The following is a 23424-nucleotide window of genomic DNA, read 5'->3' on the forward strand; positions in this document are numbered from 1 at the left end:
GGTTAAGCGCGGGGCACTTCTCCCCATCGCGCGGGCAGTGCTTAAGGCCGTAGTCTGTCAAAGCCAATGGATAGCCCGGTCTCGGGTTTCCTCGATTGGACGTGGGGTGCGTGGGATAGTCTTAGGGACTGAAAATTCCGCCGCCGTATGGGGGTACTGCGGAATGCACGGCTGCCGGCATGTGTCGGTCGGCCCGGACGCCGCTGGGGGGCGGCTGACTATCAAGGGAATTTTGGGGCTGTGAGAAATTTCTTCGGCAAGATGAGGCTGACAAGGCGTCAAAACAAAAAGTTCATAGCGGGAACTGCTGCCACCGCAGCGGGTGCGTTGCTGATCACCGGGGCTGTGCTGTACCCGGGATTCAAGACCACCGAGGTGGACTTGAACGACGGCGGCGTCTGGGTTGTGAGCAAAACCAAGAACGCCGTGGGCCGGTTAAACTACCCGTCGCGTGTTCTCGATGGTGCTGTGACTCCGGCAACCACCACCTTTGATGTCCTGCAGCATGACGGCAACGTCTTTGTCGACGACGAATCCGGTTCCACCATCAACCAGGTCTCTGCAGCGAACCTGAAGCTCGGCGGCGATAAGCAACTGCCGTCGTCGTCGCAAGTCAGCTATGGTTCCACCGTCCTTTCGGTGACCGACCCCGCCCGCGGCAAGGTGTGGGCGTTGTCGCCCTCCACGGTCAACGGTTTCGATGAAGAAGGTACCGAGCCTGTCCTCACAGGGGACCAAGGCATGGTCTCCGCAGTAGGCGCCGACAACCGCATCTACACAGCGGATCCGGGCAAGGGCGAGATCACCGTCACAACGGTGGACGCCAATGGTGAGCGGACAGACTCCCAGGTCACCAAGGTGGATGAGCTCAAAGGCGCCGGCGACCTTCAGATCGCCGTCGTGGGGGACAAGCCTGTTGTCCTTGATGCGGGTTCCGGCAACCTGTTCCTGCCCGGCGGACGCAAGCTCCAGTTGCAGGACGCCCGTGAAGCCAAGCTCCAGCAGAGCGGCGAGGACAGCAGCTTTGTTGCCATCGCCACCCGCAAGGCCCTCCTGAAGCAGCCCCTGGACGGATCCACCGCCGCAACAGTCAATGCCGACGGCGAAGGCGTCCCCGCCGCACCTGTGCAGGTCAGCAAGTGCGTCCACGCTGCCTGGTCCGGTGCCAACAAGTACGTCCGCGACTGCGAGAACGACGCGGACGACAAGAAGAACGACGTCCCCAAAGCCAGTGCCTCGCCCAGTTATGTCTTCCGCGTCAACCGCGACCTCGTAGTCCTCAACGACGTGAACTCGGGAAGCGTGTGGCTGGTCAACCAGAACATGCAGCTTGTCAACAACTGGGACGATGTTGTCCCGCCCAAGAACCAGTCCGATGACCAAGACCAGGAGTCCGCGGACAATAACACCATCAATGTCCTTCCGGACCGCACCAAGCCCAACCGTGCGCCGGAAACCAAGCCCGACGAGTTCGGTGTCCGGCCGGGCCGGACCTCCATCCTCAGCATCCTGGACAATGATTCAGACCCCGACGGCGATGTCCTCACCGCTGCGGTAGGCGCCAACGGACCCAAATCCGGGGCGCTGGAGAACATCTACGGTGGTTCAGCGTTCCAGATCAAGGTCCCCGCTGACGCCAAGCCGGGCACGGAAACCTTCGACTACAACGCCTCGGACGGACGCGGCTTGTCCGCCGGCGGACAGGTCACGCTGCGCGTCGTGGCTCCGGAGGAAAACAAGCCTCCCTTCTTCAAACGCGGCGAGCCCACCACCATGCTGGTGGAGCAGGGCAAGTCCGTCAGCCAGAACATCCTGACCGACTGGATGGATCCTGACGGCGACGACCTCGTCCTCCTGGACGCCAAGACGGACAACGACCAGGACCAGGTCAAGGTCCGTCGCGATGGCCTGCTCACGTACCAGGACTCTGGTGCAGCACCGGGCAAGAAAAACGTCACCATCACGGTGTGGGATGGCCGTGCCACCACCACAGGCCGGATCGTGGTCAACGTCCAGCCGCCCGGAGCGCTTGCCCCCGTAGTCAACGCAGACCATGTCACAGCGGTGGTTGGCCAGGACCTGGTCATCGCACCGTTGAAGAACGACGTCGACCCCAATGGCGGTGCCCTGCGGGTAGCGCACGTCGAGGCCGCAGGACCGGCGGAGCTGGGTCCAGTGACCGACGGCGGTACGTTCACCTTCCGGAGCACCACACCGGGCCCGATCTACTTGACATACATCGCCAGCAACGGCCCGCAAAGCAGCCAGGGCCTCATCCGCGTGGACGTGGAATCCGGCAAGGACGCTGGAGCGCCCGTTGCGGTCCACGACGTCGCACTGCTCCCTGTGGGTGGCAGCGTGCTGGTTGATCCCTTGGCAAACGACTCCGATCCTTCCGGCGGCGTGCTGGTCCTCCAGTCCGTCACCGTCCCGGACGGCTCGTCCGCTTCGGTCAGCGTGATCGACCACAGCGTACTGCGCGTTACCGACGTGCTCGGTGCGAAAGAGCCGTTCGTTTTCAGCTACACCATGTCCAACGGCCGCGGCTCGGCCACAGGCACCGTGGGCGTCGTCCCGGTGCCGGCCCCCGCCGTCGTCGAGGCCCCCCAGCCGAAACCCGACGAAGTTAATGTCCGCGTCAACGACGTCGTGACCATTCCGGTCCTTGACAACGACACGCACCCGCAGGGTGAAGAACTGTCTGTGGATCCCGTTTTGGCGCAGAGCATCCCTGAAGAAGACGGCAAGGCCTTCGTCTCCGAGAAGACCCTGCGCTTCATCGCCGGCCCCACACCCAAGACCGTCCGTGCCATCTACAACGCGGTGGACCCGCAGGGCCAGAAGAGCGCCGCGGCCGTCACCATCCACATCCTGCCGCTGGAAGGCGCGCAGAACTCACGTCCGCAGCCGCAGAACCTGACCGCACGCGTGGTGGCCGGCGGCAGTGTCCGGATCCCGGTGCCGCTGGACGGCATCGACCCCGACGGCGACTCGGTCCAGCTCACCGGCATCGACAGCACACCCACCATGGGAACCGCGACGGCGGGCAGCAGCTTCATCGATTTCGTCGCCGCTGGTGATGGTGCGGGAACCGACACGTTCCGCTACAAGGTGATCGACCGTCAAGGTGCGGTCAACACCGGAACGGTGACTGTCGGCGTCGCGCCCCGTGGTGAAGACAACCAGAAGCCTGCCCCGGTGGACGACGAAGTGCAGGTCCGTCCTGGACGTCAGATCGCCGTGGATGCTACCGCCAATGACACCGATCCCGACGGCGACATCATCCGCATCCTGACGGACAGCATCGAAGCCGACGCAGGCCTCGAAGCCCAGGTCAGCAAGACCAGCGGACGCGTCCTGGTCACCGCTCCGGCCGCCGAGGGTACGGTCAACGTCCGTTACTCCGTGGCTGACGACAGGGACGCCGTGGGCCAAGCCAGCATCAGGGTGAACGTCAAGAACGACATTCCCCTGCAAGCTCCCATCGCCCGCGATGACCGCGTTACGTCAGCCCAAACGCTGGGCAAGACCGCCGTGGACGTTCCAGTCCTCAAAAACGACGAGGATCCTGACGGCGTGGGGGAGAACCTCAAGGTCACCACGGGCCTGGAAACGGCCCGTCCGGGCTCTGAAGGCAACGTCGTGGTGGACCTCACCGAGCAGCCGCAACTTGTGTCCTACACCGTTGAGGATGTGGACGGCCAGAAGTCCACGGCCATCATCTGGGTTCCGGGCATCGGGCAGCAGGTTCCGACGCTCGCCAAGGATGAAGTGGTGGAGATGGTTTCAGGCCAGTCCGTCACCGTTAACCTGGCCGAATGGGTCAAGGTCCGCGAGGGTAAGTCGCCGCGGCTGACCCAGGCGGACCGCATCAAACTCATCGGTGCCGGCGGCAGCGACCCCGTAGCCGGCAATGGAACGGCCCTGAAATACACGGCCGGCGCTGAATACGTTGGTCCCGGTTCCATCAGCTTCGAAGTCACTGACGGAAGCGGACCCGACGACCCCAACGGACTGAAGTCGACACTGAGCATCCGGACCAAGGTGCTGCCGGATCCGAACAAGAACAACCCGCCGGTGCTGCTGGGCAGCGACGTGGACGTTCCCAAGGGTGACTCGGCCAGCCTGGACTTGGAAAAGCTCGCGTCCGATCCCGATTCCGATGACGTCCAGAACATGAAGTACGAGTTGGCCGGCGCAGCACCTGGTGGATTCAAGGTGAGCATCGACGGCAAGACCCTGAAGGTCTCCGCCGAGGACTCGGTGCAGATCGGACAAGGCGGCACGGTCCAAGTGAAGGCGAAGGATCCCCGTGGACTTGAAGCGGTTGCGACCTACAAACTCTCACTGACCGCCTCCAACCGACCCAAACCGGTGGCCAACGACGACCTTGAACCGGATGCCGAATCAGGGAAGCCGGTCACCGTCAATGCGTTGGCGAACGACTCCAACCCGTTCCCGGATACGCCGCTGAAGATCATCTCAGCGGTAACAGAGACGGGCGAAGGCACGGCAGAGGCAAGCGGCGGAAACGTGACCGTCACGCCGTCGTCGGGCTTCACCGGGACCATGGTTGTCGCCTACGTCGTAGGCGATAAGACGGGCGAAACCTCCCGCTACGCCACGGCCCGCATCCGCCTCACCGTCAAGGACAAGCCCGCCGCGCCCACCACGCCTCTGGCTCAAAGCGTGGGCGACCAGACAGCGTTGCTGACGTGGAACGCGCCGGCTGATCGTGGCTCACCCATCACCAAGTACACGGTGTACGGGGAGAACGGCTTCAAGCAGGACTGCCCCGCGAATACGTGTACGTTGACCGGGCTGACCAACAATGTGAAGTACCACTTTGCCGTCACCGCCACCAATGCGATCAATGAATCCGAGCGTTCTCCGGTGTCCGCCGAGGTTCGTCCGGACGTCAAGCCTGATACCCCGATTGCTCCCACACTGAAGTTTGGTGACAAGCAACTTTCGGTTGCCTGGGTTCCCCCGGCCAGCAAGGGCTCGCCCATCAAGTCCTACGATCTTGAGATCTCGCCGGCTCCGGCCGGGCAGAATCCCCAGATCCAGAACCTGACGGGGAACAGCCACGTGTGGACCGGGCTTACGAACGGCGTGGCCTACAAGGTCCGCGTCCTGGCCCGGAACGACGCCAAGGAACCGTCCGAATGGAGCCCCTACTCTGCGGCGGAAACTCCCGCTGGTGTGCCGGCGACGCCTGCCGCGCCTTCGGTGTCCGGCGCTGGGTCGGTTGGTGACCAAAGCCAACTCCAGGTCAGCTGGGCCGCGCCGAACAACAACGGCGACGCCGTGTCCGCCTACACGTTGACCACATACCGGGGCGGGGCCGTGGTGACCACGCAGTCAGTGGGGGCAACCTCGCAAAACGTCACGGTTGCCAACAGTGAAGCTGACTACACCTTTACTGTCTCGGCAACGAACAAGGCCGGCGTCAGCGGTGTCAGCCAGCAGTCAGCGGCCATCCGCGCGGCAGGAAAGCCAGGCATCGTAGCTGCGCCCACGGCAGCACTGCTGGAGACCAACGCGGCCGGTGGCAAGATCCGGGTGGCCTTCAACCCGCTGTCGCAGAAGGAACGCAACGGGGCCAACGCCAACGAGATCAGCTACCGGTATGCCCTGACGTCCGGCGCCAGCAGCGGAGCGATCCCCGCCGGCGGTGGCGTTATCGCGGCACCGAACGGCCAGGACACGGCCGTGGTGGTGTGGGCGGTATCTTCACGAAACCCCACACCTGGCGACAGGAGTGCCGCATCAAACACCGTGAACCCCTATGGGCTTGCGGCGGCGCCGACTGTTACCGGCAGCAAGAGCAGCGGCGTCGGCGACAAGACGGTGTCCTGGACGTGGAACCAGCCCAGCGGCAACGGCAGGCCGATTACCGGCTACCAGTACAGCTTCGAGGGCGGTGCGTGGACTGACACCGGGCAGCGGAGTTTCTCCACGACCGTGGGCTTCAGCGAAACAAAAACGCTGAGAGTCCGCGCCATCAGCGGTGGCCAGGCGGGGAACGTCGGAAGCGACACGTCCCGGAGCGGATCTGCGCCACCGCCGCCGGAGCCGACGTCACAGATACAGGTGGATGCCGGCAGCGTGCGGACATGCCCCGGTAAGCCCGGTCAGACGGACAGCTACACACCCGGCAGCCCTGCGAAATGTGGTGTGGGCTGGGTGGAACGCTCCTGGGGCAAGATCACCGTCAACTGCACCAAGGACATCTACGGTAACGGCACCCCGTGGTACAGGCTCCAGGGTTCGGCCAAGGATGGCTGGTACGTGAAGTCCACCACTGTGGATCTCTACGGACCGCGTCCCGGAGGCTGCTAGGCCCATGCCAACAACAACGTCAAACCACTACCGATACATAAGGAACAGGATCAACCGATGACCATGACAAACGAGCAGGCCGCGTGGTTTGCAGAAACGTTCGAGAAGCTCGTGGCCAATGTGGGCAAGGCGGTGCTCGGCAAGGAGCACGTCATCCGGCTGACCTTCACGGCGATGCTGGCCGAGGGCCACATCCTGTTTGAAGATGCACCGGGCACGGGTAAGACCTCGTTGGCCCGCGCCCTGGCTGCAACAGTCCAGGGTTCGCACAACCGTATCCAGTTCACGCCTGACCTCCTGCCGTCCGACGTGACAGGTGTGACCATCTACGACCAAAAGACCCAGAAGTTTGAATTCCACAAGGGCCCGGTGTTCAACAACATCGTCCTTGCTGATGAAATCAACCGTGCGTCGCCGAAGACCCAGTCTGCGCTGCTGGAAGTCATGGAAGAATCCCGGGTGACCGTGGATGGAACCACCTACGAGGCGGGCCGTCCGTTCATGGTGCTGGCAACCCAGAACCCGATCGAGCAGGCAGGCACCTATCGCCTGCCGGAAGCACAGCTGGACCGCTTCCTGATTAAGACGTCCATCGGCTACCCGGACCACGCCTCCACGGTGCGGTTGCTGGGCGGGGCCAACCTGAAGGACCGGTCCAAGGAGCTCACCCCGCTCATCACCACCCAGGCCGTGGCCGATATGGCAGACCTTGCGGCCACCACCCACGTGGACACGGCCGTGCTGGAGTACATTTCCCGCCTGTGCGAGGAGACCCGCAACGCCTCCGAGACCCGCCTTGGTGTTTCGGTGCGTGGTGCACTTGCCATGGTTCGTGCCGCCAAGGTGTGGGCCGCGGGCCAGGGCCGCAACTTCGTGCTTCCGGATGACATCAAGGAACTGGCACCCGTGGTGTGGACCCACCGTTTGGTGATGGATCCTGAGGCGGAATTCTCCGGTGCAACGCCTGACGTGGTCCTCACCCGCGTTCTCGCCGACGTCGCCGCCCCGCAGCAACGCGCCACCGCTTAGCCAGGCCGCAGCTAACCCGCTTCCCCCCCACCTGCACCCCAGTTCAAACAAAGGCCTCCACATGTCCTCCAGCACACCCCTGACCAGGGCTGCTGACTCGTTCAAGCGCGCAACGGCCGCTGTGAGCGGCAAGATTCGCGGCGCCCGCACATCCCGCAACGAACCAGGCAGCCGCCCTGGCCGTCCCGGGAAAGCGCGCAAACCCAGTTCCCTGCACCCGGCCGCCGTGTGGGCCGAAGCCGCGGGAACAGCCGGCGAGTTCCTCTCGCCTGCTTGGCGCAACGTCCGGGCACTGTGGCTGAAGTTCGTGTGGCCGGTCCTCGCCGTGGTGAGCCTGCTGGGCTGGGTGGTCCTGGCTGCTGCGATCGGGCTCTGGTGGGCAGGACAGGCCTGGGGCTGGCAGGAAGCGAAGTCCGCGGCGATGGTGGCTTTCCTGTTGTTTGTCCTGGCCATCGCGTTCATTGTGGGCCGCTCCGCGTACGGCGTGGTCCTGGACCTCGCCCGCACCCGCGTCGCTGTGGGTGACGACGCCGTGGGCAGCATTGCCGTGTCCAACGTCTCCACCAGGCCGTTGTTGCCCGCAGCACTGGAGCTTCCGGTGGGATCCAACACCGCGGTGTTCCACCTGCCGCGCATGAAGCCGGCGCAGGTGCATGAGGACCTGTTCACCATCCCCACGGCCCGGCGCGCAGTGATCGTGGTTGGTCCGGTTCGCTCGGTCCGCGCCGACCCCCTCCACCTTCTCCGCCGACGCGTGATGTGGACGGAACCTGTGGACCTGTTTGTCCATCCCCGCACGGTGTCCTTGGGCAGCTCGGCCGCGGGCTTCATCCGCGACCTCGAAGGCATGCCCACCACGGAGCTGTCCAGCGCCGATGTCTCTTTCCATGCCCTGCGTGATTATGTGCCCGGCGATGATCGGCGCCACATCCATTGGAAGACCACAGCGCGGACCAACAAGCTCATGGTCCGCCAATTTGAAGAAACCCGACGTGCACACCTCGCCATTGCACTCTCCATCAACACTGACGAATACGACTCCGAACCGGAGTTCGAAATGGCCATCTCAGTGGCGGCATCCATTGGCCGCCAGGCCATCAGTGAACAGCGCGATTTGGACGTCCTGACCCAAAAGGGACCGCTCCGCTGCGAAACCGGCCGCAACCTGCTGGACGATGCCACCCGGATTGTCGGGGCGCCGATGCGGAAGACCGCCGTCGACCTCGCCCGGAACCTGTCCGACGCCGTCCCGAACGCCTCCGTGGTGTTCTTCGTCGTGGGCAGTCACGTCACTGCCACCCAGCTCCGCACCTGTGCGGCGTCGGTGCCTCCCGGGGTCCGCAGCCTGGCGGTGCGTGTCCAACCCGGCGCGGCGCCGACGAGAGCCAACATCGCAGACCTGACGGTCCTCACTGTCGGCGACCTGGACGATCTGGCCATTGTTCTTCGAAAGGCGGCAGCATGAGCACCGCACCGAACCTCCGCGTGCGTCCCCGTGCCGCCAAAGGATCAAGGTCGACAGGCCGCGTCAACCGAGCGGGCGGAGGGTCGATCTTTGCCGATGGCCGCCCGCTGTGGCACTTCGCCGTGGACTGCGGTGCCTTGGTGGTGTTGCTGTTCCTGGGAGTCCTCGGATTCAGCCTGAGTTTCGGGGGAGACCCCCACTATCTGATGGCCGGCCTGGGCGGTGTGCTGCTTGGACTGGGCATCGCGGTCCTGAACGCCCATCTTCGCCTGGGCCTGCTGATTACTGCCGCCGTGACCTTCGGCGCCTACATGCTGTTTGGTTCCGCCCTGGCCGTCCCCGATTCAGCGGTCTTCGGCGTCCTCCCCAGCCTCGATTCGTTGCGGACACTGCTGCTGGGCGTGGTGTTTGCCTGGAAGGACATGCTGACGGTCGGCGTTCCAGTGGGCACGGCCAACGGCATGCTCATAGTGCCGTTCCTCAGTTCGCTGCTGACCGCCTTGGCCGCCGGCCTGCTGACCTGGCGGCTGAAGAGCCCGTACTGGCCTTTGCTGCCTGTGCTGGCATTGTTCGTGACGGGTATCGCCTTCAGCACCAGCGCCGGCTTCCTCAACGTGGAGCGCGGCGTCTCCCTGACCATTGTCTCGATCGTGTGGGCGACGTTCCGCCGCGACGTCCTTCGTCAGCGGAGCACCAAGACGGTTTCGGCCAACAGGCCGGATTCCGACGCCGGCACAGCGCGCCGCGGCCAGCTCCGCCGGTTGGGGACTGCTGCAGCCGTGATCGCCGTCGCCGTCGGCGTCACCGCCATCGCGTCGCCGATTGTCACCGCCAGCGACGACCGGAAAGTGCTGCGCAACACGATCGTCCCGCCGTTCGATCCCCGCGACTACATCACTCCTTTGGCGAGCTTCCGGAACTTCGTCAAGGACGAGAAGGACAGCACGCTGTTCACGGTTAAGGGCTTGCCCAAGGATGCTCGTGTGCGCCTGGCCGCACTGGATGCCTTCAACGGCCTGAACTACACCATGGATCCCAACAGCTCCGGCAACTTCAGCAAGGTGGGAGACGCCCGCTCGCTCAATACGCTGGCTGACACCGGGAGCCCGGTGAAAGGCACCAACTACACGTTGGACATCACTGTTGAGGACTACCAGGGCTATTTCGTTCCGGGCGGCCGGCACACCACCGGCATGAGTTTCGCGGATACGTCCGGAGCGGCATCGGGTCTTTATTTCAACGCCGGCACAGACACCGCGGTCACCACCAAGGGCCTGGCCAAGGGCGAGAACTACACAGTCCAGGTCTCCGACCCCGGCACCCTGGAGCACGGCCAGTTGACGCAGTACGACTTCGCGAAGCTGACGCTGCCCGAGGCGCAGGAAGTGCCGCCGATTATTGCCTCGCAGGCCAATGAACTGTCCGCCGATGCGCCGACAGCCATTGACCGCGTGCGGCAGATCGAAGCGCATTTCCAGAAGAGCGGTGCGTTCAGCAATGGCCTGGTGACTGAGGGACAGCTTCCGAGCCTCCCCGGCCACAGCGCCGCACGTGTTCGCAACATGCTCTCCGCCAAGCAGATGCTGGGCGACGACGAACAGTACGCCGTCTCCATGTCCCTCATGCTCCGGCACCTCGGCATCCCGTCGCGGGTGGTCATGGGCTTCTACCCGGATCCCAAGAGCCCCGAAAACGGTGCCGGCGATATCAAGATCACCGGCAAGGACGTCCACGCCTGGGTCGAGGTGGCCTTTGACCGCGTCGGTTGGGTTGCCTTCGATCCCACCCCGCCCAAGGACAACGTGCCCATCCCGCCGGACCCGGAGAACAAGTCCAAGCCCAAGCCGCAGGTGCTGCAACCGCCGCCCCCGCCGCAGGAACCCGCCGACCTGCCGCCGGACTCCACACCGGACGCCTTGGACGCTGACGAGAAGAAGAACAACCCCTGGCTGTTCTGGGGACCGCTGTTGGCAGCCATTGGTGTTGCGCTGATCCCCTTGGGGATACTAGCCTTGCCGCTGCTGCTCATCCTCCTGTTGAAGGCACGACGCCGGAAGGCACGTTTCCGCGATGGCCACCCTGCCCAGCGGGTCGGCGGTGGGTGGAATGAAGTGATCAGCCTGGCCACCGACATGGGCGCCTCGATCGACACGAAGTCAACGCGGCGTGAATCGGCCACCGTCATCTCGGAGGCGTTCCCGAACGCCGGCGGCACCACCACGATGCTGGCCCACCGCGCCGACGCCGCAGTCTTTGGCGCTGGCCAACCGAGCGAGGACGAGGTCAAGAACTATTGGGAGATTGTCGATTCGTCCTTGACCGACATCACGGGAAGCGTCGGTTTCTGGAAGCGGCAGCAGGCCCGGTTCTCGCCACGGTCCTTGCTGTCGGATGGGCGGGCTGCCCTCCGGCGCCAGAACCAGGCAACCTCCGCCCCCTCGACGCGCCGCCGCTTCACCTTGCCGTTCAAGAAGGACACCACGAATGAATAATGAGGCCGAACTTTGCCCGGCCTGCAGGCATGCGGTCCTTCCCGGGGCGACGTTCTGCACGCAGTGCGGATCCCCGCTGAGCAACCGTGGAGCCCGCAAGGAGGGGAACATCAACCACGCCCAAAGGGCGGCTTTGGAGTTCGCGACCCGGCAGGGCCTGCCCGATCCCGGTAGTATCGCGGTAGTGTCGGCCCCGGCGTCGCCGGCGCACCCGGCGCCTCCGGGAACCACCACGGCGCCGGACCGTATCACTGGGCCAGGGGGAGGGACCACCATGACCACCAAGCTCCACTTGGTGCCCGCATCTGCAGGCAAGAGGCTGGGCGCTGCCGTGCTGGACTGGCTTGGTCCCATTGCAGTCCTGGCCACCACCTTTGCCATTGGCATCGCGGGGATCACGCAAACCCGCAGGAACGGCTTCATTGTCTATGACACGGGCCTGCTGGTCCTCCTGGGCAGCATCGGCCTCGGCGTGACGGTGGTCTACATCTTCCTGCTGCTGGCGCTCGAGGCCAAGTCCGGCAACACCGTTGGCAACCAACTCATGGGAATCCGCAGCTCAGACGCTGAGGGGTACGCTCCCGGTGCCGGTGCCGTTTTTGTGCGGGGCATCATCACCGGCGGCGTCCTGCTCCTCGGCGGGATCACCTCGGTGGTTCTTTCTGCCCTTGGCCTGATCACCCTGGTGCTGTGGATCGGGCTTCCACTGATGCTCCTGGGTGTTGTGTGGGCCATCCTCGTGGTGGTCTCCAATGCCTGGGACAAGGACGGCAAGCTGCGCGGCTGGCACGACAAAGCCGCGAAGTCATTGGTGTTCGACGTCCACGCAGGCCGCAACCCTGTGGCCACGGGTGGCATCCAGGGCCCCTACAGTTTCGCGCCCATGGATCTGCCGCCCGTGCAGCCGGTGGCTTCTCCAGTGCCCACCGGCGCAACGACTGGTGCCACGGCATCCGGTGTCACTCCTTCTGTTGCCGCTTCCCCTGCTGTCACTCCTGCCGGCCTTGGACAGTCCGCACCCGCGAAGATGACCCCTGAGGTGCCCGCAGCCCAGCAGCCCTCCCATGACCCCAACCAGTGGCGTCCGCCATCGGCACCACGGCCAACGACCAATGCACAACAATTGGCTCCCGTGACGCCGCAGCCGCAGGTCATCCAGCAACCGTCCGCGCCGGCTGCCGGCTTTGCCGGCCACCCCGACGACGACGTGGAGCGCACCCAGATGCGCCCCGGCACCGCGCGGGCACAAGCGGTCCTCCGGATCCGGATCGATGACGGCCAGGACGTCCAACTCGGCGGTTCGGTCCTGCTTGGAAGGAACCCGGATGCGCAGCCCGGGGAAGCGGTGGAACAACTGTTGCCGGTTGCCGATCCCGGCCGGTCCATCTCCAAAACCCACCTGCATTTGCGGGTGGATGGCGATGGCGTCTGGGTCACTGACCGAAACTCCACCAACGGCACCGCCATCACCACGCCCGACGGTCTCCAGACGCGGCTCCATCCGGGCCAGGCAGTATTGGTCCGTCCCGGTTCCACCGTTCACTTTGGGGACCGTTCCTTCCACCTAGGACAAGCATGAATTCACAACCGGCCACCCCTGCCAATGCCGAAGCCGGTGCCCCTTCAGGCGGGTCATCCTTTGGCCTGAGCTACGGCTACGGCACGGACCGCGGCCTGCGCCGTGAATTAAATGAGGATTCGTTCATCGCTGCAGACCCCGTCTTTGCGGTAGCAGACGGCATGGGCGGACATGAGGCCGGTGAAATTGCCAGCGGCATGTGCGTCCGGGCCTTGGGCAGTGCGCCCGAACTTGCTGCTGGTGTACGAACCGCATCCGCAGCGGATTTGCAGGCCTGCCTGTTGAGGGCTGACGCAGCCATCCGCAACGCCACGGGAGCGCGCGCCGGAACCACATTGTCCGGCGCGGTGGTGGTGGAACAGATGGGGCTGCCCTATTGGCTGGTGATGAACATCGGTGATTCCAGGACCTACCGCCTCAGCCAAGGGGAGTTCACGCAGGTCAGCGTGGACCACTCCGAGGTGCAGGAACTGGTGGATTCCGGGGACATCACCGCGGAGCAGGCAACCGTTCATCCCCGCCGCCACGTAGTGACCCGTGCCCTGGGCACCGGCGATGAGACCGAGGCCGATTTCTGGTTGCTTCCCATCCAGGAAGGTGACCGGATCATGATCTGCTCCGACGGCCTCAATGGCGAACTGGGCGATGACCACATGTTCCGCATCCTCAGCACCGTCGCCCATCCGCAGGATGCCGTGGATGCCCTGATCCAGGCCGCCCTGCGAAGCGGTGGCCGGGACAACGTCACTGTCATCGTGGTGGACGCCAAGAACGTCTTGAACGATGCCGGCATCGCCACCACTGCGCCCCGGCCCGAGGTTGTCTCCGAGGTTGAAGAGGACACCCTCCCGCGGGCGTGGGTGAACGGCACGGACGTTGTCTCCGGGGCGGACCAGGAGGAAGGCGCCGATGGTAAGCAGTAACCTTTCGCTGACCCGCTACCAGCAAGGCGACTGGTTCGGCGTTGTGCGGAACGGAACCGTGGTTCTCCTCGGACCGGATACACCGCACGCGCTGATCGATACCGTCTGGGAGTTGCTCGCATCCGCTCCCGAGGCCCACGAGGTCCTTCACGAGGTGACGGACGCCTTCGGTGTTTCGCTGAGCCGCATCCCGCCGTTCGGGATCATCGACGCCAAGGATGCGCTCCGCGTCTTCCTCCGTGGAGATCTCGAATTGCTGGTCGAGTTGGAATCGGGCGCCGAACAGCTCACCGGCCGTGACGTCACCACCTGGACGGAGCGCAGGATCGCAGGCGCAACTTCCTACAGCCTCCGGATCGGGGGCGGTTCCGCCTCCGGCATGCCGTTGAACAGTCTGCCCCTGACGGAGGGCGTGGTGCTGTTGTCAGTACTCGAAGCCGCTCCCGGCGAACCCGGCCCCGCCGCGGGTCCCGTGATCCATGCAGCAGTCGTTCCGTTGGAAGAGCCGGCCAACGACGGAAACCAGCATGCCGTCCCGGACAAGGTTTCCGACGAAACCATGATCGGTTATACGGAGACGGACCTTGGCCTGACCATCGCTCCGGGCCACTTGGGGCTGGGGACGGAGTCAGCTCCCGGCGATGAACCTTCCGGTGAACCTGCGGCTTCTGGGAGTGCCGGAGAACCTGATTTCGGAGAAGAGTCCTCAGCCGAGTCCGCCGCTGACGAGCCCGCCGCCGGCCTGCCTTCGGCGGATGGAGATGCTTCACCGGCGCCTGCTTCGGCGGGAGAGACCTCTGCAGATCCAGGCGAGCAGAATGCAATCGCGACGGAGGCTCTCGAAGAGTCCGGGGAACCCGTCCACACCAGCACCACCGATCCGTTGGTCCCCACGCTGGAAAACACCACCAACTACGATCACCTGTGGGATAAGACGGTGATGCGCACTATCGAGGATGCTGCCGTCCGGGCAGAGGACGACTCCGACGACCACGATGCCCCAGTGTCAAAAACGCCGGGTGCTTCGGTGGCTCCGGCGCCCATGCCTGCAGCACCTGATGAAGAAGCGCAGGGTCCGGGATCTTCAGTTCCGGCCCAACAGACCCCTGTGCCATTAGCGCAACCTCCAGCCATGCAATCTCCAGCAGGGCAACTCCCGGCTACCCAAGGGACGGGTCTGATCGATTCCGTACCCTGGCTGCGGAGCAGCTCCGCAGCAGCAGATGCAGGCAGTGCAGCACCCGCGCATTCGAGCCCGCCCGCTGCTCCGTCCATAGGATCGGTGCCGTCCGCAGGCTCGGCCCCGTCACAGCCCAGCGTGGTCCCTGCCCCGCAGCTTCCGGGCGGCTGGCCCCCTGCACCGTCCGCAGGTGTCGTCGACGAAGATTCAGACCATGACGGCCAGACCATCATGAAGAGCAGCCTGGCTGCCGGGAACGAGGACGCGGCCAAACCGGCATCGACGGCCCCGGACGCTGCGGTTGCCAATGGGCCAAGCGTGTTGGCGCGGGTGTGTTCTCAAGGGCACGCGAATCCCCCCACGTATCCGCAGTGTTCTGTCTGCGGCACGGCACTATCCGGCGATGCCGAGCAGGTCCAACGTCCGCGTCTTGGCCGCATGCGCCTTTCCACGGGCGAGCTGATCGATCTTGACCAGTCGCTGATCATTGGACGGCAACCTTCCGTTTCCCGCGTCCAAGGCGGCACCATGCCCAGGTTGGTGCAGGTGGAGAGTCCCGGAGGGGACATCTCCCGTTCCCACGTCGAGGTCAGGCTGGAGGGTTGGCACGTCATGTTGTGCGACCTGAAGGCAACCAACGGAACAGTATTGATCAGGGAAGGCCAGGCCCCCCGCCGCCTTGCCCAAAACGAAATGGCCATTCTGCTGGACGGCGATATCGCCGAGTTGGGTGACGACATTTCATTGCGTTTTGAGGAGATTCTTTGAGTTCCAAGAGGCCCCCCGCGCCCCCTCCACCCATTCCGGGATTCCAGTACGTCAGCCTGCTGGGCTCTGGTGGATTCTCGGATGTTTACCTGTATGAGCAAGACCGGCCCCGTCGTAAAGTGGCCGTCAAAGTGCTGCTGTCAGACCTGAAGACCGAGGGCGCACGCCGGCGCTTCGAGTCTGAGGCGAACCTGATGGCGCAGTTGTCGTCGCACCCGTACATCGTGACGATCTTCGAAGCCGAGATTACGGAGAGCGGACACTCCTACCTCGCCATGGAGTACTGCTCCAGGCCAAGCCTCGATGTCCGCTACCGCCGTCAGCGCTTCAGCGTGGACGAGGTCCTGGCCGTCGGCATCCAGGTGGCGTCCGCCGTCGAGACAGCCCACCGGGCCGGCATCGTCCACCGTGACATCAAACCGGCCAACATCCTGGTCACCGACTACAACCGTCCCGCACTGACGGACTTTGGTATCTCCGGCACCATTGGTGCCGACACCGAGGACGACGCCGGCATGTCCATTCCGTGGTCGCCGCCCGAGCAGTTCCGGGGTGGCGCGGTGGACGGGGTTCCCGTGGACATTTGGGCCTTGGGCGCCACACTTTATACCCTGCTGGCCGGTCGTTCACCGTTCGTGCTGCCCGGGCAGGACAACTCGCAGCGGGAACTGATTTCCCGTATCACCAACTCGCCGTTGCCCAGGCTGGGCCGGGCCGACGTCCCGGAATCCCTGGAGTTGGTCCTGGCCACGTCCATGGCCAAGTCTCCCGACTCGCGCTACTCGTCGGCGCATGCTTTCGCGCTGGCGCTCCAGCGGATCCAGACCGAGCTGAACTTGTCGGTAACGCCCTTCGAAGTCCTCGAAGAACCCGGCCACGGCGATGAGCAGCACCCGGACGACAACTTCGAGGAAACCCGGGTTCGGAGCATCGCGGCGATCGACCCCGATGCTTCCGGTACGGCCACCACCGGTTCGGCCCCCACCTTCCCGGCCCGGACGTTTCCTTCCACCGTTCCGGGCACCACATCGTCACCGACGCAGCCCGCGCGGACGACGCAGCCTGCCCAACCGGCCCAGCCCCCGCAGGCCGCCCCGCCGGTGTTCCACGCGCCGCCCCAAGGACCGTACTTTGCCCCGTCCGGCCCGGCTCCCGTAGAACAGGACACGGGGGAGTCCACCGTCCTGCGCGGCTGGCAGTCCACCACTGCACAGGACGACTCCGGCGCTACGGTCAGGCGCTCCAATGCTCCCGCTTCGCAGGATTCGCAGGATGGTGCTCCCGCCGACCACAGCAAGCGCAATCTCTGGCTCGCCGCAACAGGTGCGGTGGTCCTGGTAGTCGCCATCGTGGTGGGCGTGGTTTTGGGCGCCCAGGCGCAGCCTAAGGTGGCACCCACCGAATCAGCGAGCAAGCCGCCTGCTGATGCTCTGAGCGACGGCAGTGTTCCTGACGTACAGGGGCTTCACCCTGAAGTGCAGACTGGCGGTACTGGTCCGCCGCTGATCTTCTTCCGGTGGGACTACGTGGAGCTCAAGCCGGGTGACACTTTCAAGTGGCGTACAAAGTCTGCAAAGTCCGAGGGTCCGTATGAGTCGACCCTGGCCAGCTGGGCGCTCCTTTCCAGCACCACCGAGAAGCCAATCTGCGTGCAGGTCATCATCGTCAGGGCTGACGGCTCGGCATCACCCGGCGGTCCGGATTCCATCGCCTGCCTGGAAGAGTAGCCGGCATATGACACTTACTTATTGCCGACTGAGGAGGCACAGATCATGGGGGATCTAGCAATAGATTTCTGTGGGGAATGGTACGAACCATCCGACGAAGACGTCTTTGACATTGGTCGCGAAGGCGACCTGGAGGTCGACGACAACCCGTACCTTCACCGACGCTTCCTGCAGATCGCCCGTTACGACGGCATGTGGTGGCTCAGCAACGTTGGCAGCATGTTGTCTGCCACCATCGCGGATGGTTCGGGCGGAATGCAGGCCTGGCTTGCGCCCGGTGCCAGGATCCCGTTGGTCTTCAGCCACACCAACGTGATCTTTACGGCCGGGCCCACGACGTATGAGTTCGCCGTCCACTTGAAGACGCCGTCGTTCCGGCATGAGGCCCGCGAAGAGGACCAGGCGGGGGACACCACTATTGGCCCTGTGGTCTTCACGGACTCGCAGAAGGCCCTGATCGTTGCCTTGGCTGAACCAATGCTGCGACGTGATGGCACTGGTTTCAGCGCCATTCCTTCTTCGGCGGAGGCCGCCAAACGGCTGGGTTGGGCCCTGACACGGTTCAACCGCAAGCTGGATAACGTGTGCGACAAACTGGACCGCGTGGGAGTGGTTGGTTTGCGCGGTGGTGCCGGGAAACTCGCCACCAACCGCCGTGCCCGCTTGGTGGAGCACGCAGTGACCTCGCATCTGGTGACCCCGGCCGATTTGCACCTCCTTGAAAAAATGACTGGAGTCGACGAAGGATGAAGTTTCGCCTGACCTTGCGGCGCGATCCTGCAGAAGCAAAGGACCTCGCCGTGACGGTGGATGGTCGTGCCACCGTTGCTGACATCGCCACGGAGCTCTGGGCCGCCGACCCCGTACGCAAGGGGACCGAACCGCCGTCGAACCTGTCCATCAGCGTGGACGAAGCGTTTGTTGGCGGTGGCCTGTCCGGACACGTCCTGCGGCCGACCGACAACTTGCTGGAGTCCGGCTTGCGGCCCGGTTCCAAGGTCTCGCTCGCGCAGGTCAGTGAACAGTTTGCCTCGAACGGCCACGCCAACGGCGGAAACAGGGGACCGGCAGCGGCGACGTTGCGCGTCATGTCAGGGCCCGACGTCGGGCGCGAATTTTCGCTGCCTTTCGGCACCAGCTACATCGGCCGGGACAGGGACGCCGACATCAGGCTTTCCGACCCCCTGACGTCCAAGCGTCACGCCCGCGTCACCGTGGGCGAGACCGTGGAGATCGTGGATACGAACTCTGCCAACGGGCTGCTCATGGACGGGTTGCCCGTCACGCGGGCGACGCTGCAATCCTCGGACACGGTCACTTTGGGCGACACCAGCGTTGGTGTGGTGGCATTGTCCCGGAACCACAGCGGTGGTCCGTCGTCGCCGTTGGTGGACTTCAACCGGTCACCGCGGGTCCTGCCGAGGTTCGAATCGCCCAAACGCGTGCCGCCGGCGGGTCCGAAGCGCCCCGAGCACCAGCCGTTCCCCTACATCATGCTGGTGGCGCCGCTGCTGATGGGCGGCGTGCTCTTTGCCGTCACCCAGAACCTGCTCTCTGTTCTCTTCATGGCCATGATGCCGCTGTTCATCGTGGGGCATTACGTGGACCACAAGATGCAGAGCAAGCGCCAGGCCAAGGAAGGCCACAAGCAGTTCAAGGCCGCCATGCTGGCATTCCGTGAGGACATCGACCGCCAACAGAACATCGAGCGCGCCGTCAGGCTCCAGGAAGCGCCCTCCGTCAGCGATACCGTGGACGCGATCTACAAACTTGGCCCGTTGCTGTGGACCAACCGTCCCGAGCACCAGCACTTCCTGGGCGTCCGTTTCGGGCTGGGCTCCGCACCGTCGCGCATCCCCTTCGACGAGCCGGGCGCCAACGAAACCGAACCGCAGTACATGCGGGAAATCCAGGAATGCCTACAGCAGGTCCGGGTCATCGAGGGCGTGCCCATTGTTTCCCAACTGCGGACCTCCGGATCGTTCGGCGTGGCGGGGGACCGCAGCGTGGTGGATGATGTTGCCCGCGGGATGGTGCTCCAACTGGTAGGTCTCCACTCGCCTGCAGAAGTGGTCCTGACCTCGCTTACCTCGGCGCGCTCCCGTGAACGTTGGGACTGGCTGCAATGGCTCCCGCACGTCGGTTCAGGCCACAGCCCGCTGTCCGGTGACCACCTCGCCGCAGGCCCTGGCGCCGGTGCTGCCCTGTTGTCCCGCTTGGAAAGCCTCGTGGAAGAGCGCGAGTCCATGGCCAAGGAACCGGGTCCGCAGCATCGCCCCGGGCTCAAGAACGAGCACGAAGAAATCCCAGCCCCTGTTGTGCCCGCCGTCCTGGTGATCGTCGAAGACGATGCCCCCGTGGACCGCGGACGCCTCACGCGCTTGGTGGAACGCGGGCCGGACTACGGCGTGCACATCATGTGGGTGGCCGCCAACGTACAGTCCCTCCCCGCAGCATGCCGCGACTTCCTTTCCGTCGACGGCGATCACGGCACCACCACAGGCCAGGTCCGCCTGGGCCGCCACACCTATCCCGTGAGCTGCGAAAGCCTCGATGCGGACCTCGCCACCCAACTGGCCCGCATGATGTCGCCGCTGGTGGACGTCGGAAACCCGCTCGACGACGACTCCGACCTCCCGCGCGCCGTTTCCTACGCCACGTTGATCGGCAAGGAATTGATGGACAACCCGCAGGCTGTGGCCGAGCGATGGCAGGAAAACAACTCGGTGCACGCCTCGTCCGTGCCCAACCGCAAGGACAGCGGCAGCCTCCGGGCTTTGGTTGGTTCCAAGGGTGTGGAACCGTTTTACCTCGACCTGAAGAACGAGGGACCCCACGCGCTGGTGGGCGGAACCACCGGTGCCGGCAAGTCCGAATTCCTCCAGTCCTGGGTGATGGGCATGGCCGCGGCATACAGCCCGGACCGTGTCAGCTTCCTGTTCGTGGACTACAAGGGCGGCGCAGCATTCGCGGACTGCCTCCACCTGCCCCACACCGTGGGCCTGGTCACGGACTTGTCCCCGCACCTGGTCCGCCGTGCGCTGACCTCCCTGCGTGCCGAACTGCACTATCGGGAACGGCTCCTGAACCGCAAGAAAGCCAAGGACCTGCTGGCGTTGCAACGCGAAGCCGATCCCGAGGCCCCACCGTACCTGATCATCATCGTGGACGAATTTGCGGCGCTGGCTACGGAAGTTCCCGAGTTCGTGGACGGCGTGGTGGACGTCGCTGCCCGTGGCCGTTCCCTGGGCCTGCACCTGATCCTTGCCACCCAGCGGCCCGCCGGTGTCATCAAAGACAACCTGCGTGCCAACACCAACCTCCGCGTCGCTTTGCGCATGGCCGATGAAGTGGATGCCGTGGACATTCTTGGTGTTCCCACTGCCGCCTATTTCGACCCCTCCATTCCGGGCCGTGGCGCCGCGAAGACCGGCCCCGGGCGGATCCAAGGCTTCCAGACCGGATATGCCGGTGGCTGGACCACCGAGAAACCCCAGCGTCCGCGAATCGACATCGTGGAGATGGCCTTCGGGTCCGGGCCCACCTGGGAACCGCCGTTGGTGGCCCAAGTAGAGGAAGAACCCGCGGGGCCGAACGACATCGCCCGGATGACGGAAAACATCATCCGTGCCGCGGACGTCCTCTCCATCGAGCCTCCCCGGAAGCCGTGGCTCAACGAACTGGCCACCACCTACGACTTCTCCAAGCTCCCGAATCCGCGGACGGATGAGCGGCTCCTGTTGGGCGTCGCGGACGATCCCGCCCACCAGGACCAGCCCACCGTGTTCTACGAACCGGACAAGGACGGCAACATGGCCGTCTACGGTACGGGTGGATCCGGAAAATCGGCTGCGCTGCGCAGTATTGCCATCGCTGCCGCAGTCACACCCCGCGGTGGCCCGGTGCATGTTTACGGCATCGACTGCGGTTCCTCCGGCCTGAAGATGCTGGACGGGCTCCCGCACGTTGGTGAAATCATCAACGGCGACGACGTCGAACGCGTTGGCCGCCTGCTCCGCTGGCTCAAGGAAGTAGCCGACGACCGCGCTGCCCGGTTCGCCGAAGTCAGGGCCTCCACGATCGTGGAGTACCGGCAGTTGGCCAACCGACCGGACGAGAAGCGCATCTTCATCCTGGTCGATGGCATGTCCTCCTTCCGGGAAGGATACGAGTACAGCAAGCTGTCCGCTCTGTGGGACATCTTCCTGACACTGGCCACCGACGGACGTCCCCTGGGCATCCACCTGGTCGTCAGCGGTGACCGCACCAACTCTGTTCCGGCGTCGCTCCTTGCTTCCATCCAGAAGCGGTTGGTCCTGCGCCTCAGCTCCGAAGACGACTACATGACCCTGGACGTCCCCAAGGATGTCCTCAACGCCGCATCTCCTCCCGGGCGTGGGTTGCTGGACGGACTCGAAGTCCAGCTGGCCGTGCTGGGTGGCAACTCAAACCTGGCACTGCAGGCGCGCGAAGTGGCCAAGCTCAGCCAGGCCATGGTCCGTCAAGGACTCGAGCAAGCACCGCAAATCCAGCGCCTCCCGGAGCTGGTGGACCTGGACATCCTGCCCACCGGCTCTCCGGACAACCCCGTTATTGGTGTCGACGACGAGACATTGGGTTCCGCGGCCATCGCCGCCAAGGGATCGCTCCTCCTCGCGGGTCCTCCGGGTGCCGGACGTTCGGTGGCGCTGGTGACCCTGGCGTACGCCTTGCGCCGCTCCAACCCGCGGACAGACCTGATCTACATCGGCTCGCGCCGTTCCGCTGTTGCGTCCCTGAACATTTGGAGCCGTTCGCTGGTAGGCCCGGACGAGGTTTCCGATGTCGTGGATGACCTGATCGACAAAGCCTCGGACAACCCGGGCAGCATGGCCATTTTCATCGAGGGCCTCACCGAGTTCACGGATACATTGGCAGAATCAGGGGTTGGCCGCCTGGTCACGGCGGCCATCAAGGCCGATCAATGGGTGGTGGGCGAGTCTGAAACGTCCACCTGGTCCCAGGCCTGGTCGTTGGCACAGCCGTTCAAGTCCGGGCGCCGTGGACTGTTGCTCAACCCGGGAGACGTGGAGGGCGACAGCCTCCTCAACACCTCCTTGGGCAGGATCAGCACCGACTTCATTCCCGGCCGTGGATACATTGTTGGACGTGGCAAGGTACGCAAACTGCAGATCGCCATGCCACCAGAGAACCGAACGTAGGATTTGCCGCAGCGCGGGGGATGTAGGAGGATTTCACAAAACACCCGAACTTCTTGAAAACTGGCGGCGCCCCAACGCCCCAGCTGAGGTTACTTTTATGCGACACTCCGTTGTCCCTGCCGTTCTTCTTACCGCTGGTCTGCTGTTGGCGCCTGCTGCCGCCGTCCACGCTGCTCCGTGCGACGGGAAGCTCTCCTGTGCCCCCACCGAGGGAGCTGACGACCCGTCGCCGACCCAGCCTGCGCTGGCTCCTGAACCGGACAAGAAGCCCACGTCCAAGCCCGAACCGACCCGTGTCCGCGAAACGCAGAAAGCTCCTGCACCTGCACCGGCCGCTCCCGAACCGCCTGTCCAGGCACCCCAGCCTGCCGTCACCCAGTTCGTCACCGTGGCACCCCGGGTGACCGGTCCGGCGTCGGGCCCGTCCGAACCCACGCCCACCCCCGAGGCGACCGTGGCCTCAGCAACGCCGTCGGCCTCTCCTTCTGCGACTCCCAGCTCAGCCAGCCCCAGTCCTTCCACGTCGTCCAACTGGAACACCCCTGTGGACAAGGGCAAGGAGACGCAGGCCGCCGCCATGGCCAGCACGTCCATCTCCGGCCCCAACATGCTGGGCCTTTTCGGCATCCTGGGCGGCGTTCTCCTGGTGGGCCTGGGCGGCCTGGCGTTTGCGCTGTGGAGCAAGAACCGGCTCTCGTCGCATTAGCTCCGCCGC

General features: G+C 64.7%; 11 protein-coding genes. All 11 read left to right on the forward strand.

Annotated features, from left to right (window positions below; translation table 11 throughout):
• Positions 1-147: 147 nt before the first annotated feature.
• On the forward strand, positions 148-6345 hold the full coding sequence (locus AB4Y77_RS07050; protein WP_442013402.1) for an Ig-like domain-containing protein: 6198 nt from the start codon (positions 148-150) through the stop codon (positions 6343-6345).
• A 57-nt stretch (positions 6346-6402) separates the two neighbouring features.
• A complete protein-coding gene (locus AB4Y77_RS07055; protein WP_354517695.1) occupies positions 6403-7374 on the forward strand; it encodes an AAA family ATPase in 972 nt (323 codons plus the stop codon).
• Between the two features lie 61 nt (positions 7375-7435).
• Positions 7436-8839: a DUF58 domain-containing protein gene (locus AB4Y77_RS07060; protein ID WP_442013403.1), complete on the forward strand. Its 1404-nt coding sequence runs from the start codon at positions 7436-7438 to the stop codon at positions 8837-8839.
• The gene (locus AB4Y77_RS07065) at positions 8836-11331 is read left to right on the forward strand and encodes a transglutaminase family protein (protein WP_442013404.1); all 2496 of its coding nucleotides are present in this window, start codon (positions 8836-8838) and stop codon (positions 11329-11331) included. Before AB4Y77_RS07060 ends, AB4Y77_RS07065 begins: the two co-directional genes overlap by 4 nt.
• Positions 11324-12910, forward strand: a complete 1587-nt coding sequence (locus AB4Y77_RS07070; protein ID WP_442013405.1) for an RDD family protein — start codon at positions 11324-11326, stop codon at positions 12908-12910. The genes AB4Y77_RS07065 and AB4Y77_RS07070 overlap by 8 nt, the downstream gene beginning before the upstream one ends.
• Entirely contained in the window at positions 12907-13833 is a 927-nt protein-coding gene (locus AB4Y77_RS07075) for a PP2C family protein-serine/threonine phosphatase (protein ID WP_442013406.1), read from the forward strand. Before AB4Y77_RS07070 ends, AB4Y77_RS07075 begins: the two co-directional genes overlap by 4 nt.
• Positions 13820-15781 carry a hypothetical protein gene (locus AB4Y77_RS07080; protein ID WP_442013407.1) on the forward strand — a complete coding sequence of 654 codons (1962 nt, stop codon included), beginning with the start codon at positions 13820-13822 and terminating at the stop codon, positions 15779-15781. Before AB4Y77_RS07075 ends, AB4Y77_RS07080 begins: the two co-directional genes overlap by 14 nt.
• Entirely contained in the window at positions 15778-17508 is a 1731-nt protein-coding gene (locus AB4Y77_RS07085) for a serine/threonine-protein kinase (protein WP_442013408.1), read from the forward strand. The genes AB4Y77_RS07080 and AB4Y77_RS07085 overlap by 4 nt, the downstream gene beginning before the upstream one ends.
• Positions 17509-17553: 45 nt before the next feature.
• Positions 17554-18258 carry a hypothetical protein gene (locus AB4Y77_RS07090; RefSeq protein WP_311214320.1) on the forward strand — a complete coding sequence of 235 codons (705 nt, stop codon included), beginning with the start codon at positions 17554-17556 and terminating at the stop codon, positions 18256-18258.
• The gene (locus AB4Y77_RS07095; protein WP_311214321.1) at positions 18255-22709 is read left to right on the forward strand and encodes an FtsK/SpoIIIE domain-containing protein; all 4455 of its coding nucleotides are present in this window, start codon (positions 18255-18257) and stop codon (positions 22707-22709) included. The genes AB4Y77_RS07090 and AB4Y77_RS07095 overlap by 4 nt, the downstream gene beginning before the upstream one ends.
• Before the next feature lie 97 nt (positions 22710-22806).
• Positions 22807-23415 (forward strand): hypothetical protein, encoded by a 609-nt coding sequence (locus AB4Y77_RS07100; RefSeq protein WP_442013409.1) that lies wholly within the window; start codon positions 22807-22809, stop codon positions 23413-23415.
• Positions 23416-23424: the final 9 nt, after the last annotated feature.

Origin of the sequence: Paenarthrobacter sp. YAF11_1 (assembly GCF_052113445.1) — a bacterium.
In the GTDB taxonomy this organism is placed as follows: domain Bacteria; phylum Actinomycetota; class Actinomycetes; order Actinomycetales; family Micrococcaceae; genus Arthrobacter.